Origin of the sequence: Pseudonocardia bannensis (genome assembly GCF_012911875.1) — a bacterium.
GTDB classification, from domain to species: Bacteria; Actinomycetota; Actinomycetes; order Mycobacteriales; family Pseudonocardiaceae; genus Pseudonocardia; species Pseudonocardia bannensis.
In genome coordinates this window covers 1-16,913 of the sequence record NZ_JAAXKZ010000053.1, presented here as the reverse complement: position 1 = coordinate 16,913, position 16,913 = coordinate 1, and the positions used below count along the sequence as shown (strand labels likewise).

Annotated in this window: 14 protein-coding genes; all 14 read left to right on the top strand. The window is 70.8% G+C overall.

Annotated features, from left to right (window positions below; genetic code table 11):
- The first annotated feature begins 1 nt into the window (after nt 1).
- The 14 genes from HF519_RS15585 to HF519_RS15520 are packed head-to-tail and all read left to right on the top strand — an operon-like array spanning nt 2 to nt 16,698.
- The gene (locus HF519_RS15585; protein ID WP_169413672.1) at nt 2-553 is read left to right on the top strand and encodes a NuoB/complex I 20 kDa subunit family protein; all 552 of its coding nucleotides are present in this window, start codon (nt 2-4) and stop codon (nt 551-553) included.
- Between the two features lie 7 nt (nt 554-560).
- A complete protein-coding gene (locus tag HF519_RS15580; RefSeq protein ID WP_246244024.1) occupies nt 561-1,412 on the top strand; it encodes an NADH-quinone oxidoreductase subunit C in 852 nt (283 codons plus the stop codon).
- A complete protein-coding gene (locus HF519_RS15575; RefSeq protein ID WP_169413671.1) occupies nt 1,409-2,737 on the top strand; it encodes an NADH-quinone oxidoreductase subunit D in 1,329 nt (442 codons plus the stop codon). Before HF519_RS15580 ends, HF519_RS15575 begins: the two co-directional genes overlap by 4 nt.
- A complete protein-coding gene (nuoE, locus tag HF519_RS15570; RefSeq protein WP_169413670.1) occupies nt 2,734-3,585 on the top strand; it encodes an NADH-quinone oxidoreductase subunit NuoE in 852 nt (283 codons plus the stop codon). Before HF519_RS15575 ends, nuoE begins: the two co-directional genes overlap by 4 nt.
- 5 nt (nt 3,586-3,590) lie before the next feature.
- On the top strand, nt 3,591-4,922 hold the full coding sequence (gene nuoF, locus HF519_RS15565) for an NADH-quinone oxidoreductase subunit NuoF (RefSeq protein ID WP_169413669.1): 1,332 nt from the start codon (nt 3,591-3,593) through the stop codon (nt 4,920-4,922).
- Nucleotides 4,919-7,429 (top strand): NADH-quinone oxidoreductase subunit G, encoded by a 2,511-nt coding sequence (locus HF519_RS15560; RefSeq protein WP_169413668.1) that lies wholly within the window; start codon nt 4,919-4,921, stop codon nt 7,427-7,429. The genes nuoF and HF519_RS15560 overlap by 4 nt, the downstream gene beginning before the upstream one ends.
- The gene (nuoH, locus tag HF519_RS15555; protein ID WP_169413667.1) at nt 7,426-8,754 is read left to right on the top strand and encodes an NADH-quinone oxidoreductase subunit NuoH; all 1,329 of its coding nucleotides are present in this window, start codon (nt 7,426-7,428) and stop codon (nt 8,752-8,754) included. Before HF519_RS15560 ends, nuoH begins: the two co-directional genes overlap by 4 nt.
- Nucleotides 8,747-9,289, top strand: a complete 543-nt coding sequence (gene nuoI / locus HF519_RS15550) for an NADH-quinone oxidoreductase subunit NuoI (RefSeq protein WP_169413666.1) — start codon at nt 8,747-8,749, stop codon at nt 9,287-9,289. The genes nuoH and nuoI overlap by 8 nt, the downstream gene beginning before the upstream one ends.
- Nucleotides 9,286-10,140: an NADH-quinone oxidoreductase subunit J gene (locus tag HF519_RS15545; protein ID WP_169413665.1), complete on the top strand. Its 855-nt coding sequence runs from the start codon at nt 9,286-9,288 to the stop codon at nt 10,138-10,140. The genes nuoI and HF519_RS15545 overlap by 4 nt, the downstream gene beginning before the upstream one ends.
- Nucleotides 10,137-10,436 (top strand): NADH-quinone oxidoreductase subunit NuoK, encoded by a 300-nt coding sequence (nuoK, locus tag HF519_RS15540; protein WP_169413664.1) that lies wholly within the window; start codon nt 10,137-10,139, stop codon nt 10,434-10,436. The genes HF519_RS15545 and nuoK overlap by 4 nt, the downstream gene beginning before the upstream one ends.
- A gap of 9 nt (nt 10,437-10,445) precedes the next feature.
- Nucleotides 10,446-12,395 (top strand): NADH-quinone oxidoreductase subunit L, encoded by a 1,950-nt coding sequence (nuoL, locus tag HF519_RS15535; protein ID WP_169413663.1) that lies wholly within the window; start codon nt 10,446-10,448, stop codon nt 12,393-12,395.
- 55 nt (nt 12,396-12,450) lie between these two features.
- Nucleotides 12,451-14,076, top strand: coding sequence for an NADH-quinone oxidoreductase subunit M (locus tag HF519_RS15530; protein ID WP_169413662.1), 1,626 nt, complete (start codon nt 12,451-12,453; stop codon nt 14,074-14,076).
- The gene (nuoN, locus tag HF519_RS15525; RefSeq protein WP_438826399.1) at nt 14,073-15,692 is read left to right on the top strand and encodes an NADH-quinone oxidoreductase subunit NuoN; all 1,620 of its coding nucleotides are present in this window, start codon (nt 14,073-14,075) and stop codon (nt 15,690-15,692) included. Before HF519_RS15530 ends, nuoN begins: the two co-directional genes overlap by 4 nt.
- A gap of 4 nt (nt 15,693-15,696) precedes the next feature.
- The gene (locus HF519_RS15520; RefSeq protein ID WP_169413661.1) at nt 15,697-16,698 is read left to right on the top strand and encodes a polyprenyl synthetase family protein; all 1,002 of its coding nucleotides are present in this window, start codon (nt 15,697-15,699) and stop codon (nt 16,696-16,698) included.
- Nucleotides 16,699-16,913 lie beyond the last annotated feature (215 nt).

Sequence of the window (16,913 nt, the reverse complement as noted above, 5' to 3'; positions counted from 1 at the left end):
CATGGGTCTCGAAGAGCACCTGCCCAACGGCGTCCTGCTGACCAGCGTCGAGAAGCTGGTCAACTGGACCCGGAAGTCCTCGCTCTGGCCGGCCACCTTCGGGCTGGCGTGCTGCGCGATCGAGATGATGACCACCGGCGCCCCGCGCTACGACCTCGCCCGGTTCGGCATGGAGGTCTTCCGGGCCTCGCCCCGGCAGGCCGACCTGATGATCGTCGCGGGCCGGGTGAGCAACAAGATGGCCCCGGTGCTGCGCCAGATCTACGACCAGATGCCGGAGCCCCGCTGGGTGCTCGCGATGGGTGTCTGCGCCTCCTCGGGCGGAATGTTCAACAACTACGCGGTCGTGCAGGGCGTCGACCACGTCGTGCCGGTGGACATGTACCTGCCGGGATGCCCGCCGCGTCCGGAGATGCTGATGGACGCCATCCTCAAGATCCACGCCAAGATCATGGACGAGCCGCTGGGCCAGAAGCGGGCCGCGGCGCTGGCCGAGAGCGGGCACCGGACCGAACTCGTCCCGTCCTCGATCAAGTACGCGAAGAAGAAGTGATCCAGCGATGACCGAACCCACCGGAACCTCGAAGGACGGCGCGGAGCCCACCGGCGGACCGCAGTCCTCGTCCGAGGAGAGCGGTGCCGCCGTCGAGGAGCACCGGGCACGGGGTGGCGAGCAGCCCGAGGCGGGCGAGACCGAACGCGCCGAGGACCCGAGCGGCAACGGAGCGGCCCCGGAGGGCGGTACCCGGCTGGTCGGTCCCGCCGGTCGCGAGCGCGCCGGCATGTTCGGCGTCCGCGGCACCGGTGACACCTCGGGCTTCGGGGGGCTGCGCCTGCCGGCGTACGCCCCGGCGCCGGCCGAGCGCCCCTTCGGCGGCTGGTTCGACGAGTTCGCGGACGACTTCGCCGACGCGCTGGACCAGCGCGGCATCCCGCGCAGCGCGGTGCAGCAGGTGACCGTCGACCGGGGCGAGATCACGTTCTACGTCCAGCGTGAGCGGGTCCTCGATCTCGCCCGCACCCTGCGCGACGACGCGGCGCTGCGTTTCGAGCTGTGCTCGTCGGTGTCCGGGGTGGACTACGGCGAGGACGTCCCCCAGCGTCTCCACGTCACCTACCACCTGCTGTCGATGACCTACCGGCGCCGGATCCGGCTCGAGGTGGCCCTCGACGTCGACGACCCGCACGTGCCCAGCGTGGTCGAGGTCTACCCGACGGCCGACTGGCACGAACGTGAGACCTGGGACATGTTCGGGGTGATCTTCGACGGCCACCCGGCGCTGACCCGGATCCTCATGCCGGACGACTGGGACGGCCACCCCCAGCGCAAGGACTACCCGCTCGGCGGGATCCCGGTGGAGTACAAGGGCGCGGAGATCCCCCCGCCCGATGAGCGGAGGGCGTACTCATGACCGACATCCGCGACGAGGTCAGTGACGCCTACGCCCCGGAACGCGAGACGACCGAGGGCACCGTCTACACGGTCACCGGTGGTGACTGGGACACGCTGATCGACTCCGAGCACGACGACCGCATCGTCATCAACATGGGGCCGCAGCACCCGTCGACGCACGGCGTGCTCCGGCTGGTGCTCGAGCTCGAGGGCGAGACGGTCACGCAGGCCCGCTCGGTGATCGGGTACCTGCACACCGGCATCGAGAAGAACTGCGAGTACCGGACCTGGACCCAGGGCGTCACCTTCGTGACGCGCATGGACTACCTGGCGCCGCTGTTCAACGAGGCCGCGTACTGCCTGGCGGTGGAGAAGCTGCTCGGCGTCGAGGCGCCGCGGCGCGCCCAGGTCGCCCGGGTGCTGCTCATGGAGCTCAACCGGATCGGCTCGCACCTGGTGTGCCTGGCCACCGGTGGCATGGAGCTCGGCGCGCTGACCGGCATGACCGCCGGGTTCCGCGAGCGCGAGGAGGTGCTCCACCTGCTGGAGTACCTGACCGGGCTGCGCATGAACCACGCGTTCATCCGGCCCGGCGGCCTCGCCCAGGACCTCCCGGAGGACTGGGCCGAGAAGGTCACCGACTTCATCAAGGTCATGCGGTCGCGGCTGCCCGACTACGACAAGCTCCTCACCGCCCAGCCGATCTGGCGGCAGCGCCTGGAGGGCGTGGGCTACCTGCCCCTCGACGGCTGCCTCGCCCTCGGTGCCACCGGCCCGATCCTGCGGAGCGCGGGCCTGCCCTGGGACCAGCGCAAGGTCGAGCCGTACCTGGGCTACGAGGAGTACGACTTCGAGGTCCCGACGGCCACCGAGGCGGACTGCTACGCCCGCTACCGGCTGCGCGTCGCCGAGATGCACGAGTCGCTCAAGATCGTCGAGCAGGCCGTGAAGAAGATGGAGCCGGGGCCGGTCATGGTGGAGGACCGCAAGATCGCCTGGCCCGCCCAGCTGTCGATCGGTTCGGACGGCATGGGCAACTCCCTGGAGCACGTCCGCAAGATCATGGGTCAGTCGATGGAGTCGCTGATCCACCACTTCAAGCTGGTCACGGAGGGCTTCGCGGTTCCGGCCGGCCAGGTCTACGTGCCCGTCGAGTCGCCGCGCGGCGAGCTGGGCTACCACCTGGTCTCCGACGGCGGCACCCGCCCGGTGCGCGTCCACGTCCGGGACCCCAGCTTCGTGAACCTGCAGACGATGCCGGCGATGAGCGAGGGCGGCATGGTCGCCGACGTCATCGCCGCCGTCGCCAGCATCGACCCGGTCATGGGAGGCGTGGACCGATGACGTTGCCCGAGGGCACGCCGGAGACGAACAGCCGCTCCGCGGCCGCGCCGGACGAGGTCGTGTGGGAGCCGGTGGTGACCGAAGAACCGCTTGCGGGTTCGAGCATCGGCACCGAGCCGTCGCCGGTCTCGCCGGCGTTCGACGAGGTCACCCGGCAGCGGACCAAGGAGATCATCGCCCGGTACCCGCAGTCCCGCTCGGCGCTGCTCCCGCTGCTGCACCTGGTGCAGTCGGTCGAGGGCCACGTCAGCCAGGACGGCATCCGGTACTGCGCCGAGGCGCTGGAGCTGACCACCGCCGAGGTCAGCGCGGTGGCCACGTTCTACACGATGTACAAGCGCACCCCGTGCGGTGAGCACCTGGTCAGCGTGTGCACGAACACCCTGTGCGCGGCGCTCGGCGGGGACGACATCTACGCCCGGCTGCAGGCCAGGCTCGGTACCGACGGGCGGCCGCTGGGTCACGAGGAGACCGCCGGGGAGCCGGGCACGCCGGGCTCGATCACGCTGGAGCACGCCGAGTGTCTCGCCGCGTGCGACCTCGCGCCGGTCATCCAGGTCAACTACGAGTACTTCGACAACCAGACGGTCGAGACGGCCGAGGCGCTGGTCGACGCGCTGCGGGCGGGGGAGAAGCCCGCACCCACCCGCGGCGCCCCGCTGACCGACTTCAAGACCGTCGAGCTCGAGCTGGCCGGGATCTTCCCCGACCTCGAGATGTCGGTGGAGGGCCCCTCCGTCGCGGTCGAGACGCTGCGCGGCGCGCAGCTGGCCGCCGACCGCGGCTGGGTCGCGCCGCCGATGCCCGACGAGCCGCCGGCCCTGCCGGACCTGCCGGAGAAGAAGTGACTGCCATGAGCGACACCCCTCGCCCCGATCCGCTCACCCCGGTCCTCACCCGGCGCTGGCAGTCCCCGCGCTCGTGGTCGATCGGCACCTACGAGCAGCTCGAGGGCTACCAGGCGCTGCGCACCGCGCTCGCCGCGCACCCCGACCAGCTCATCCAGCTGGTCAAGGACTCCGGGCTGCGCGGCCGCGGCGGAGCCGGGTTCCCGACGGGCATGAAGTGGTCGTTCATCCCGCAGGGTCCCACCGGCCCGGGCGCCAAGCCCAAGTATCTCGTCATCAACGCCGACGAGGGCGAGCCGGGGACCTGCAAGGACATCCCGACGATGATGGCCGACCCGCATGCCCTCGTCGAAGGTTGCATCATCACCAGCTACGCGATCCGCGCGAACTTCTGCGCGATCTACATCCGCGGTGAGGCGCTGCACTGCATCCGCCGCGTGCGCAACGCCGTCGACGAGGCCTACGCCAAGGGCTACCTCGGCCGCGACATCCTCGGCTCCGGGTTCGACCTGGACATCGTGGTGCACGCCGGCGCGGGCGCGTACATCTGCGGCGAGGAGACGGCGCTGCTGGACTCGCTCGAGGGTCGTCGCGGTCAACCTCGCCTCAAGCCTCCCTTCCCGGCCACCTCGGGGCTCTACGCATCCCCCACCGTGGTCAACAACGTGGAGACGATCGCTTCGGTTCCCGCGATCGTGCAGGGCGGCAGCGACTGGTTCCGCTCGATGGGCAGCGAGAAGAGCCCCGGGCCGAAGATCTACTCGGTGTCCGGGCACGTGGAGCGGCCCGGCCAGTACGAGGCGCCGCTGGGCATCACGCTGCGCACGCTGCTGGAGCTGGCCGGTGGGATGAAGGACGGGATCCCGCTCAAGTTCTGGACCCCCGGCGGCTCGTCCACCCCGCTGTTCACCGCCGAGCATCTCGACGTCCCGCTGGACTTCGAGGGCGCGGCGGCCGCCGGCTCGATGCTGGGCACGACGGCCGTGCAGGTCTTCAACGAGACCGTCTCGGTGCCGTGGGCGGTCATGAAGTGGACCGAGTTCTACAAGCACGAGTCCTGCGGCAAGTGCACACCGTGCCGCGAAGGCACCTACTGGCTGGTCCAGATCCTGGAGCGGATGGTGCACGGCGAGGGCACCGAGGCCGACATCGAGACCTTGCTCGACGTCTGCGACAACATCCTGGGCCGGTCGTTCTGCGCCCTCGGCGACGGCGCGACGAGCCCGATCACCAGCGCCATCAAATACTTCCGCCAGGAGTTCCTGGATCTGATCGCCCAGCAGCCTGCCGTCGCCCGGCCGGCGCAGCTGGATGACCTCGTGGGAGCCCAAGCATGACCCTCACCCAGGACTCGGGGGCCGAGGCCCGGCCGGTACCCGCGGGCCACGTCCGGCTCACGATCGACGGCCTCGAGGTCGACGCGCCCAAGGGCGAGCTGCTGATCCGGACCTGCGAGCGACTCGGGATCATCGTGCCGCGGTTCTGCGACCACCCCTTGCTCGACCCGGCCGGCGCGTGCCGCCAGTGCCTCGTCGAGGTCGAGATGGGCGGGCGCCCGATGCCCAAGCCGCAGGCCAGCTGCACCATGACGGTGGCCGACGGCATGGTCGTCAAGACCCAGCACACCTCCCCGGTGGCCGACAAGGCGCAGCAGGGCGTGATGGAGCTGCTGCTCATCAACCACCCGCTGGACTGCCCGATCTGCGACAAGGGCGGCGAGTGTCCCCTGCAGAACCAGGCGATGGCCCACGGCCGCACCGACTCGCGGTTCGTCGAGACCAAGCGGACGTTCCCCAAGCCGCTGCCGATCTCGTCGCAGGTGCTGCTCGACCGCGAACGCTGTGTGCTCTGCCAGCGCTGCACCCGGTTCTCCGAGCAGATCGGCGGCGACCCGTTCATCGACCTGCTCGAGCGCGGCGCCGAGCAGCAGATCGGGGTGGCGCAGGACAAGCCGTTCCAGTCCTACTTCTCGGGCAATACCATCCAGATCTGCCCGGTGGGCGCGCTCACCAGCGCGGCGTACCGGTTCCGGTCCCGGCCGTTCGACCTGGTGTCGACGCCCGGGGTGTGCGAGCACTGCTCCTCGGGCTGCTCGCAGCGCAACGACACCCGGCGCGGCACGGTCATGCGCCGGCTGGCGGGCAACGAGCCGGCGGTGAACGAGGAGTGGAACTGCGACAAGGGCCGCTTCGCGTTCCGCTACCTGACGTCCAGGCAGCGGATCATCCGGCCGATGGTCCGGGGTGCCGACGGCGTGCTCGCCGAGGCGTCGTGGACCGAGGCGCTGCGGGTGGCGGCCGAGGGCCTGCTCGCCGCGCGGGCGGCGGGTGGCGTCGCGGTGCTGCCCGGCGGCCGGCTGACGGTCGAGGACGCCTACGCCTACGCGAAGTTCGCCCGGGTCGCGGCGCAGACCAACGACGTCGATTTCCGGGCCCGTCCGCACTCGGCGGAGGAGCTGGACTTCCTGGCGGCGCACGTCGTCGGCCGCGGACCGGAGGTGCTGGACTACACCCGGCTCGAGGCCGCACCCGCGGTGCTGTGCGTGGCGTTCGAGCCGGAGGAGGAGTCCCCGATCGTCTTCCTGCGGCTCCGCAAGGCGGCCCGCAAGCACGGCCAGAAGGTGTTCCACCTCGGCCAGTGGACGACCCCGGCGATGCGACGCACGGCGCCCGAGCGCGGTGCCGCGGAGTCGGCGGCGCACGACAACCTGATCCGGGCGGTCCCGGGGTCCGAGGCCGCCGTGCTGGCCGATCTGCCCGACGACGTCGTCGCGGCCCTGACCGGTGGCGGTGTGATCCTGGTCGGGGAGCGGGCGGCCGAGGTGCCCGGGCTGTACTCCGCGGTGTCGGCGCTCGCCGAGCGCACCGGTGCGGTCGTCGGCTGGGTGCCCCGCCGGGCCGGTGACCGCGGGGCGCTCGACGCCGGCGCCGTCCCGAACCTGCTGCCCGGCGGGCGCCCGGTCACCGACCCCGCCGCGCGGGCCGAGATCGAGCAGGCGTGGGGGCTGGCCGAGGGCGCGATCCCGGCCCGGCCGGGTCGCAGCGCCGACGAGATCCTCGCCGCCGCCGCGATGGGGGAGCTGGCCGGTCTGGTCGTCGGCGGGGTCGACCCGTACGACCTGGCCGACCCGCAGGCCGCGCTGGCCGGGCTGCGCGAGGTCGGCTTCCTGGTCAGCCTGGAGCTGCACACGTCCGCGGTCACCGAGCTGGCCGACGTGGTGCTCCCGGTCGCCCCGGACGCCCAGCGCGCCGGCAGCTACCTCAACTGGGAGGGCCGCCGCCGGGAGTTCGGCCCCGCCCTCGACGCCAGCGGCGTGCTGCCGGACTGCCGGGTGCTCGACACCCTCGCGGTCGAGATGGACTCCGACCTGTTCACCCAGACCCCGGCCGCGGCGGCTGGCGAGTTCGCCCGCCTCGGCGGGTACGGCGGGGCCGCCCCGCCCGGACCGGGCGTGGCCGCGGGTGAGGCCCGGCGGCCCGCCTTCGCGCAGGCCGTGCTGGCCACGTGGCGCCAGCTGGTGGACGAGAGCACGCTGGCGGTCGACGAGCCGGCCCTGGCCGGGACCGCGCGGCCCGCCTTCGTCCGGATGAACGCCGCGACCGCCGAGCGGCTGGGCGTGACCGAGGGCCGGCCGGCCGCGGTGCGTACCGACCGGGGGGCGATCACGCTGCCGGTCGCGCTGGCCGACCTGCCCGACGGCGTGGTCTGGCTGCCGGCGAACTCCGCGGGCTCCCGGGTGCGGGCCACCCTGGGCGCCGGCCACGGCGACGTGGTCGGAGTGACCGCCGCCGACGTCCCCGCCGGCGAGGCGCTCGTGGGCATCTCCGCAGGGAGCACGTCATGACCCCCACTCAGCAGCTGCTGGCCGACGACCCGTTCTGGCTGATCGCGCTCAAGGTGGTCGCCCTGTTCGGGATCGGGGTCCTGCTGACCCTCTTCATGATCAACTGGGAGCGCAAGGTCGTGGCCCGGATGCAGCAGCGTCCCGGCCCGAACCGGGTCGGCCCGAACGGCTGGCTGCAGTCGCTCGCCGACGGCCTCAAGCTGGCCTTCAAAGAGGACATCATGCCGGTCCTCGCGGACAAGAAGGTCTACTTCATCGCCCCGGTGATCTCGACGATCCCGGCGTTCGTGGCCTTCTCGGTGATCCCGTTCGGTGGCGAGGTCTCGATCTTCGGTGAGCGCACCGTGCTGCAGCTCGTCGACCTGCCGGTGGGCGTGCTGGTGGTGCTGGCCTGCTCCTCGCTCGGGGTGTACGGCATCGTGCTCGGCGGGTGGGCGTCCGGATCGCCCTACCCGCTGCTCGCCGCGCTGCGCTCGGCCGCGCAGGTGATCTCCTACGAGATCGCACTGGGCCTGTCGATCGTGGCGGTCATCCTTTACGCCGGCTCGCTGTCGACCGCCGACATCGTCGCCGCCCAGTCCACCGGCTGGTACGTGTGGCTGCTGGTACCGAGCTTCGTCGTCTTCGTGATCTCGATGGTCGGTGAGACCAACCGCGCCCCGTTCGACCTGCCGGAGGCCGAGTCGGAGCTCGTCGGCGGCTTCCACACCGAGTACTCGTCGCTGAAGTTCGCGCTGTTCTTCCTCGCCGAGTACGTGAACATGGTGACCGTCTCGGCGATGGCCACCACGCTGTTCCTCGGCGGCGGATCCTGGCCGTGGCCGCTGTCGTCCCTGAACAGCAACGGCTGGCTGCAGATGGTCGCCTTCCTGATCAAGACGCTGCTGTTCCTGTTCGTCTTCATCTGGCTGCGCGGCACGCTGCCCCGGTTGCGGTACGACCAGTTCATGCGCCTGGGCTGGAAGGCCCTGGTCCCGGTCAGCCTGCTGTGGATCCTGACGATCTTCGCGATCCGCGCGTACCGCAACAGCGAGGGCGGCAACGTCACCGCGCTGCTGTTCACCCTCGGCATCGTGCTGGCGGTGGTCCTGGTGGTGGCGTTCCTGGTCCCGGACAAACGCCGGCCCGAGTCGACCGTCGAGTTGGCCTCGGACTACCCGGTGCCCCCGCTCGACCTGAAGGTTCCGTCGCCACCCAAGCACAAGCTGCGCGGCCACGCCGTCGCATCGGGTGGGCGCGAGCCCGCCGGTGCGCTCGTCGGTGGAAGCCGCGACGGCGTCCGCAGGCCCGAGGACGCGGCCCGTAAGGAGACCGACGATGCTTGAGTTCTTCAAGGGCTTCGGAGTCACCTTCTCGACGATGTTCAAGAAGGTCGTCACCGAGGAGTACCCCGAGGACTTCCCGCCCGCCGCGCCCCGCTACCACGGGCGCCACCAGCTCAACCGGCACCCGGACGGGCTGGAGAAGTGCGTCGGATGCGAGCTGTGCGCATGGGCCTGCCCGGCGGACGCGATCTACGTGGAGGGCGGCGACAACACCGAGGAGGAGCGCTACTCCCCGGGCGAGCGCTACGGCGCGATCTATCAGATCAACTACCTGCGCTGCATCGGCTGCGGGCTCTGCATCGAGGCGTGCCCGACCCGCTCGCTGACGATGACGAACTTCTACGAGCTCGCCGACGACAACAGGCAGAACCTGATCTACACCAAGGAGCAGTTGCTCGCGCCCCTGCTGCCGGGCATGGAACAGCCGCCGCACCCGATGCGCCTCGGCTCCGACGAGCAGGACTACTACGTGCAGGGGCCGGAGCTCGCCAAGCGCGGCGACGTGTCCGACCCGGTCGGGGAGCAGGTCCGATGATCGCGGCCGTTCTCGCGCAGGCCGCCTCGAGCGACGCCGGCGCCGTCTCCACGGGCGAGGCCGTCGCGTTCTGGGTGCTGGGCCCGCTCGCCCTGGCCGGCGCGCTGGGCATGGTGTTCGCCCGCAACGCGGTGCACTCCGCGCTGATGCTCGCGCTGACGATGCTCTGCCTCGGCGCGCTGTACATGGTGCAGCAGGCGCCGTTCCTCGGCTTCGTGCAGATCATCGTCTACACCGGCGCCGTGATGATGCTGTTCCTGTTCGTGCTGATGCTGGTCGGCCGCGACAGCTCCGACTCGGTTGTCGAGGTGCTGCGCGGCCAACGGACGACCGGGCTGGTGCTCGGGGTCGGGCTCGCCGGGCTCCTGGTGGCCGCGATCGGCCGCTCGCTCACCGCGGTCACCCCGGCCGGGCTGGCCGGGGACGCCGCGGGCTCGGGCGGCAACGTCACCGGCATCGGGCGGTTGATCTTCACCGACTACCTGCTGCCGTTCGAGCTCACCTCGGCGCTGCTGATCACCGCGGCACTCGGCGCGATGGTCCTGGCTCACGCCCAGACCAGGGCGCACGACAAGCGCGGCCAGAAGGCCACGGTGCTGGCCCGGCTGCGCGGCGAGCACGCGCGGGTCTCCCCGCTGCCCGGCCCCGGCGTGTACGCCACGGCCAACTCGGTGGCCGTCCCCGCGCTGCTGCCGGACGGTTCGGTCGCCCCGGAGTCGCTCTCCGAGATCATCGAGTCGACGCCGGTCGAGAAGATCGAGCAGCACCCGAGTGACGCGCACGCCCTGACCGGGGGCTCGCGCGTCAACGGTGCCGTCGTCGACGACGCAGAGAAGCGGGACCACTCGTGACCCCCACCTACTACCTGCTGCTCTCCGCGCTGCTGTTCTCCATCGGCGCGGTGGGCGTGCTGGTCCGCCGTAACGCCATCGTCGTGTTCATGTGCATCGAGCTGATGCTGAACGCGGTGAACCTGTCGCTGGTCACCTTCTCCCGCATCAACGGTGATCTGAACGGCCAGGTCATGGCGTTCTTCGTGATGGTCGTCGCCGCCGCCGAGGTCGTGGTGGGGCTGGCGATCATCATGTCGATCTTCCGCACCCGTCGGTCCGCCTCGGTGGACGACGCGAACCTGCTCAAGTACTAGGAGCGCTTCGTGACCACCGAGCTCCCCGAGGTCGGCTCAGCCACCGGCCTCGCGTCATGGGCCTGGCTGCTCTTCGTGCTGCCGGCGCTCAGTGCGCTGGTGCTGTTCGTCGCCGGCCGGCGCGCCGACCGCTGGGGTCACTGGCTCGGAGTGCTCAGCGTCGTCGCCTCGTTCGGACTCGGGCTGGCGATCTTCCTCGAGACCGTCGCCCTGGACCCTGCCCAGCGGACGCGCGAACTGTCGCTGTACGACTGGATCTCCGTCGGTGCGCTGAACGTGGACTTCGGGCTGCGGCTCGACCCGCTGTCGCTGACGTTCGTGCTGCTGATCACCGGTGTCGGATCGCTGATCCACATCTACTCGGTCGGCTACATGGGCCACGACCCGGGCCGCCGGCGGTTCTTCGCCCAGCTCAACCTGTTCGTCGCGGCGATGCTGATCCTCGTCCTCGGCAACAACTTCGTGATGCTGTACCTGGGCTGGGAGGGCGTCGGCCTGGCGTCCTACCTGCTGATCGGCTTCTACCAGGACCGCCCGTCCGCGGCGACCGCGGCGAAGAAGGCCTTCCTGATGAACCGGGTCGGAGACGTCGGCCTGGCGATCGCGATCTTCCTGCTCTGGACCGACCTCGGCACGCTGCAGTACAGCGAGGTCTTCGCCCGGATCGGCGAGCTCGGCGGCGGCACCATCGTGGCGATCACCGTGCTGCTGCTGCTCGGCGCCTGCGGCAAGTCCGGCCAGTTCCCGCTGCAGGCCTGGCTCCCGGACGCCATGGAGGGCCCGACCCCGGTCTCGGCCCTGATCCACGCGGCGACGATGGTCACTGCGGGCGTCTACCTCATCGCGCGGTGCAACCCGATCTACAACCTGACCGAGACCGGCCGGCTCATCGTCGCCCTGGTCGGCGTGGTCACCTTGCTGATCGGCGCGATCATCGGCTGTGCGTACGACGACATCAAGAAGGTGCTCGCGTACTCGACGGTCAGCCAGATCGGGTACATGATCCTGGCCGTCGGACTGGGCCCGGCGGGCTACGCGCTCGGCATCTTCCACCTGCTCACGCACGGCTTCTTCAAGGCGGGGCTGTTCCTCGGCGCCGGCTCCGTCATGCACGCGATGCACGACGACGTCGACATGCGCCGCTACGGCGGGCTCGCGCGGTACATGCCGATCACGTTCGTCACGTTCGGGCTGGGCTACCTCGCGCTGATCGGCTTCCCGTTCCTGTCGGGGTACTTCTCGAAGGACGAGATCATCGCCGCGGCGTTCGCGCAGCCGGGCTGGGAGGGCTGGGCCTTCGGTGGCGCCGCCACGCTCGCGGCCGGGCTCACCGCCTTCTACATGACCCGGCTGATGCTCATGACCTTCTTCGGTGAGAAGCGCTGGAAGGAACTGCGCACCGCCGACGGGCAGGAATACCACCCGCACGAGTCCCCGGCGTCGATGACGGTGCCGATGATCGTGCTGGCCTTCGGCTCGGTGTTCGCGGGCTTCCTGCTCTACAACGGCCACGTGCTGGTCACCTGGCTGACGCCGTCGCTGGGCGAGCTGGCCGAGCCCGAGGGCGGCGCGGTCGGGCACTCCGTGGTGCCGCTGCTGGTCGTCGGGTTCTCCTTGGTCGGCGCCGTGATCGCCTACCTGGTCGTCGGCCGGCACCGGGTTCCGGTGGAGCGCCCCGAGCGGGTCTCGCTGCCGGTGCGAGCGGCCCGGGCCGACCTTTACGCCAACGCGATCAACGAGGCGGTCATCGCGCGTCCGGGGACCTGGCTGTCCCGCGCGCTGGTGTACGTCGACAACCGCGGGGTGGACGGCGTGGTCAACGGGACCGCGGCGCTGCTCGGCGGCAGCTCCGGGCGACTTCGGAGACTGCAGACGGGCTTCGTCCGGTCCTACGCGCTGAGCATGCTCGGCGGGTCCGTGCTGGTCATCGCGTCCCTGCTCGCGATGAGGTTCGCGTGATGCGCGGTCCGCTCGTCGCTGTCCACATCGGGACATCCGCACCCGGGCTCATGCCATGAACACAGGGGGAAGCGTGCTCTTGCTCGTCCTGCTGGTGCTGCCGCTGGTCGGCGCGCTGGTGGTCGCTCCGCTGAAGGGTGACGCGCGCACGGCGAAGCTGGTCGCGATCGGCGTCGCGCTCGCCGAGCTGGCGCTGACGGTGGTCGTGTGGGCCTCCTACTCGGTGGCCGACGCGGCCGCCGGCGACCGTTTCCAGCTCGAGTTCGGTGTGGACTGGATCCCCGCGTTCGGCACCCGGTTCGCGCTCGGCATCGACGGCATCGCGTTGGTCATGATCGCGCTGACCGCCCTGCTGGTGCCGATCGTGATGCTGTTCTCCTGGGAGGAGAAGCTCCCCGAGGGCCGCAGCGCGTCCGGCTTCTTCGCGCTGATCCTGGCGACCGAGGCCCTGCTCGTCGGGGTGTTCGCCGCCACCGACGTCTTCCTGTTCTACGTGTTCTTCGAGGCCATGCTGGTCCCGATGTACTTCCTGATCGGCCGCTTCGGCGGGCCGCGCCGGCAGTACGCGGCGGTCAAGTTCTTCCTGTACTCGCTGCTCGGCGGGCTGGTCATGCTCGCCTCGGTGATCGGCCTGTTCGTGGTCAGTGGGGAGCGGCTGCCGGCCGGCGGGACGTTCAGCTGGGCCGAGCTGCAGCGGATCGCCGCCGACGTCCCTGAGTCCACGCAGATCTGGCTGTTCCTGGGCTTCTTCCTGGCCTTCGCGATCAAGGCGCCGCTGGTGCCGTTCCACACCTGGCTGCCCGACGCCGGTGCCGAGGCGCCGGTGGGTGCGGGCGTGCTGCTCGTCGGTGTGCTGGACAAGGTCGGCACCTTCGGCTTCCTGCGCTACTGCCTCCCGCTGTTCCCGGCGGCGTCGAAGGCCCTCGCCCCGCTGGTGCTGACCCTCGGGGTGATCGGGATCCTCTACGGCGCGCTGCTCGCGGTCGGGCAGACCGACTTGAAGCGGTTCGTGTCCTACACCTCGATCGCGCACTTCGGGTTCATCGCGCTGGGCATCTTCGCGTTCTCGACACAGTCGTTCGCGGGATCCGCGCTGTACATGGTCAACCACGGCCTCTCGACCGGGATGCTGTTCATCGTCGTCGGCCTGGTGATCGCCCGCGGCGGCTCGCGCCTGATCAGCGACTACGGCGGTGTGCACAAGCTGGCCCCGCTGCTCGCCGGCATGTTCCTGGTAGCGGGGCTGTCCTCGCTGGCGCTGCCCGGCACGAACTCGTTCGTCAGTGAGTTCCTGGTGCTGGTCGGCTCGTTCCCCCGGGAGCCGGCGTTCACGATCCTGGCCACGGTCGGGATCATCTTCGCCGCCCTCTACGTGCTGTGGGTCTACCAGCGCACGATGCAGGGCCCGGTGCGGGGGAGCGCGGTGCTCGCGGCGTTGGGCCGCGGCTCCGGTGACGGCCCCGGCACGATGCTCGACCCGGCGGTGGCCGCCCAGCGTGGCGGCGCGGCCGGCTTCCCCGATCTGAGCAAGCGGGAGATCGGGGTGCTCACGCCGCTGGTGGTGCTCATCCTCGTGCTCGGCTTCTTCCCCGGCCCCGTGCTCGAGGTGCTCGAACCGTCGGTGGCGGCCACGTTGACCGAGGTCGGGCTGACCGACCCGGTGGGAGGGATGTCCCGGTGACCGGTCTGATCGCGTCGGGCTCCGCCCTGGCGCAGGTGCAGCAGATCACGGCGCCGCCGATCGACTACGCGGCGATCGCGCCGTTGCTGATCGTGCTGGGCGGCGCGTGTGTGTCGGTGCTGGCCGAGGCGTTCCTGCCGCGGTACCAGCGCTGGCCGGTGCAGGTCGCGCTGACGCTCGTGGTGCTGGCCGCGGCCGGTATCGCGCTCGGCCTCTACGCCGGCGGCGCCCCTGCCGGTATCACCACCCTCGCCGACGCGCTCGCCGTCGACCGTCCGACGCTGTTCCTGTGGGGCACGCTGCTCGCCCTCGGGCTGGGCAGCGTGCTGCTGATCGCCGACCGCTCGGTCGAGCCGGGTGGGGCGTTCATCGCCACGGCGGCCGCCAGGGCCGCTGTCGGCGGCGGTGCGGCGGGCGGGCCGGTGGAGGGCCCGGAGGACCGCTCCTACGGGCTGCCCGACGAGGCGCCGACGATGCAGACCGAGGTCTTCCCGTTCGCGCTGTTCGCGCTCGGCGGGATGATGGCCTTCCTGGCTGCGAACGACCTGCTGACGATGTTCATCGCGCTCGAGGTGCTCAGCCTGCCGCTGTACCTGATGTGCGGCCTGGCGCGGCGCCGGCGTCTGCTGTCGCAGGAGGCGGCGGTCAAGTACTTCCTGCTCGGCGCGTTCGCGTCGGCGTTCTTCCTCTACGGCCTCGCGCTGATCTACGGCTACGCGGGAACGGTGAGGCTGACGGGCATCGCCCAGGCCGCGGTCGGATCGAACAGGTCCGACGCGCTGCTGTTCGGCGGTCTCGCGCTGCTCGTCGTCGGCCTGCTGTTCAAGGGCTCGGTCGCCCCGTTCCACACCTGGACGCCGGACGTCTACCAGGGCGCTCCGACGCCGGTCACCGCGTTCATGGCGGCGTGCACCAAGGTCGCGGCGTTCGGCGCCATCCTGCGGGTGCTCCACGTGGCCTTCGGTGACACCCGCTGGGAGTGGCGCGGGGTGCTGTGGGCTGTGGCGATCATCTCGATGGTGATCGGCGCGGTCCTCGGACTGACGCAGACCGACATGAAGCGCATGATCGCGTACTCCTCGATCGCGCACGCCGGCTTCCTGCTGCTCGGTGCGATGGCGATCACCGAGCAGGGCGTCTCGGCCACGCTGTTCTACCTGCTGGCCTACGGGTTCACCACGGTTGCGGTCTTCGGCGTGATCAGCCTGGTGCGCGACGCCGACGGCGAGGCCACTCATCTGTCCCAGTGGGCCGGGCTGGCCAAGCGCTCGCCACTGACCGCCGGGGTGATGACGTTCCTGCTCCTCGCGCTTGCCGGCATCCCGCTGACCAGCGGGTTCACCGCAAAGTTCGCCGTGTTCTCGGCCGCGCTGGCAGACGGGATGGCGCCGCTGGTGGTCATCGCACTCGTGGCGAGCGCCATCGCCGCGTTCTTCTACCTGCGGGTGATCGTGCTGATGTACTTCAGCGAGCCGGCGCCGGACGGGCCGACCGTGACGGTGCCCGGGGCGTTCACCACCGCGGCGATCACCCTCGGCGTTCTCGTCACCCTGCTACTCGGAATCGTGCCCACCCTGGCCTTGAACTGGGCCGGCGGGGCCACCTTCGTAGGCTGATCGAGTGGGGACATACAGCGTTGCGGGAGTCGAGCTCGGCGACCCGGATCTGGCGGCAGCAGCGGTCGACGGCCTGAAGAAGGTCGAGGACCTGCTGCACCGGGAAGTGCACAGCGACTACCGGTTCGTCACCGAGACGTCGCTGCATCTGATCGATGCAGGTGGGAAGCGGTTCCGGCCGCTGTTCACGTTGCTCGGAGCACACGTCGGGCCGCGGCCGGACTCGGACGAGGTGATCACGGCCGCGGCCGTGGTCGAGCTGATCCATCTGGCGACGCTCTATCACGACGACGTCATGGACTCGGCCACGATGCGCCGCGGGGCGGAGAGCGCCAACTCGCGCTGGGACAACACCGTCGCGATCCTCACCGGCGACTTCCTGTTCGCGCACGCGTCGCGGCTGGTGGCCGATCTCGGGCCGCTGGCGGTGCGGATCATCGCCGAGACGTTCGCCGAGCTCGTCACGGGCCAGATGCGGGAGACCCGTGGGCCGCGCCCGGATGACGACCCGGTGGAGCACTACCTCGCGGTGATCGCGGAGAAGACGGGGTCGTTGATCGCGACGTCCGGCCGGTACGGCGGCATGTTCTCCGGGTGCACCGACGAGCAGGTCGAGTCGCTGCACCGGTTCGGCGCGACGATCGGGACCGCGTTCCAGATCTCCGACGACATCATCGACATCGCGTCGGCATCGGACAGCTCGGGCAAGACGCCGGGCACCGACCTTCGCGAGGGCGTGCACACGCTGCCGATGCTCTACGCCCTGGAGGGGAAGGGCGCCGACGCCGACCGGCTGCGGGTCCTGCTGGCCAAGCCCATCACCGACGACGCCGAGGTCGACGAGGCCCTGACGCTGCTGCGGGACGGCGACGGGCTGGTGCGGGCACGCGAGACCTTGGCGTCGTACGCCGGGCAGGCGCAGGCCGAGCTGGATCTGCTGCCGGAGTGCGCGGCGACCGCGGCCCTGGCCTCGCTCACGACGTACGTGGTCGACCGCACCGGCTGATCCCGAGCCGGCCCTCCACAACCTGCGAGTCGGACTCTCCCCGCCCGCGAGTCGGGGTCTGGCCGTGCGCGAGTCGGGCTCCCGCTGTCCGCGAGTCGGGGTCTGGCCGTGCGCGAGTCGGGCTCCCGCTGTCCGCGAGTCGGGGTCTGGCCGTGCGCGAGTCGGGCTCCCGCTGTCCGCGAGTCGGGGTCTGGCCGTGCGCGAGTCGGGCTCCC

Bases quoted from the DNA above. Each gene is read 5' to 3' on its own strand.
- HF519_RS15545 (WP_169413665.1), top strand. From the start codon at position 9,286: ATGATCGCGGCCGTTCTCGCGCAGGCCGCCTCGAGCGACGCCGGCGCC.
- HF519_RS15575 (WP_169413671.1), top strand. From the start codon at position 1,409: ATGACCGACATCCGCGACGAGGTCAGTGACGCCTACGCCCCGGAACGC.
- HF519_RS15560 (WP_169413668.1), top strand. From the start codon at position 4,919: ATGACCCTCACCCAGGACTCGGGGGCCGAGGCCCGGCCGGTACCCGCG.
- nuoE (WP_169413670.1), top strand. From the start codon at position 2,734: ATGACGTTGCCCGAGGGCACGCCGGAGACGAACAGCCGCTCCGCGGCC.
- HF519_RS15530 (WP_169413662.1), top strand. From the start codon at position 12,451: ATGAACACAGGGGGAAGCGTGCTCTTGCTCGTCCTGCTGGTGCTGCCG.
- HF519_RS15585 (WP_169413672.1), top strand. From the start codon at position 2: ATGGGTCTCGAAGAGCACCTGCCCAACGGCGTCCTGCTGACCAGCGTC.
- nuoF (WP_169413669.1), top strand. From the start codon at position 3,591: ATGAGCGACACCCCTCGCCCCGATCCGCTCACCCCGGTCCTCACCCGG.
- HF519_RS15580 (WP_246244024.1), top strand. From the start codon at position 561: ATGACCGAACCCACCGGAACCTCGAAGGACGGCGCGGAGCCCACCGGC.
- nuoI (WP_169413666.1), top strand. From the start codon at position 8,747: ATGCTTGAGTTCTTCAAGGGCTTCGGAGTCACCTTCTCGACGATGTTC.
- nuoH (WP_169413667.1), top strand. From the start codon at position 7,426: ATGACCCCCACTCAGCAGCTGCTGGCCGACGACCCGTTCTGGCTGATC.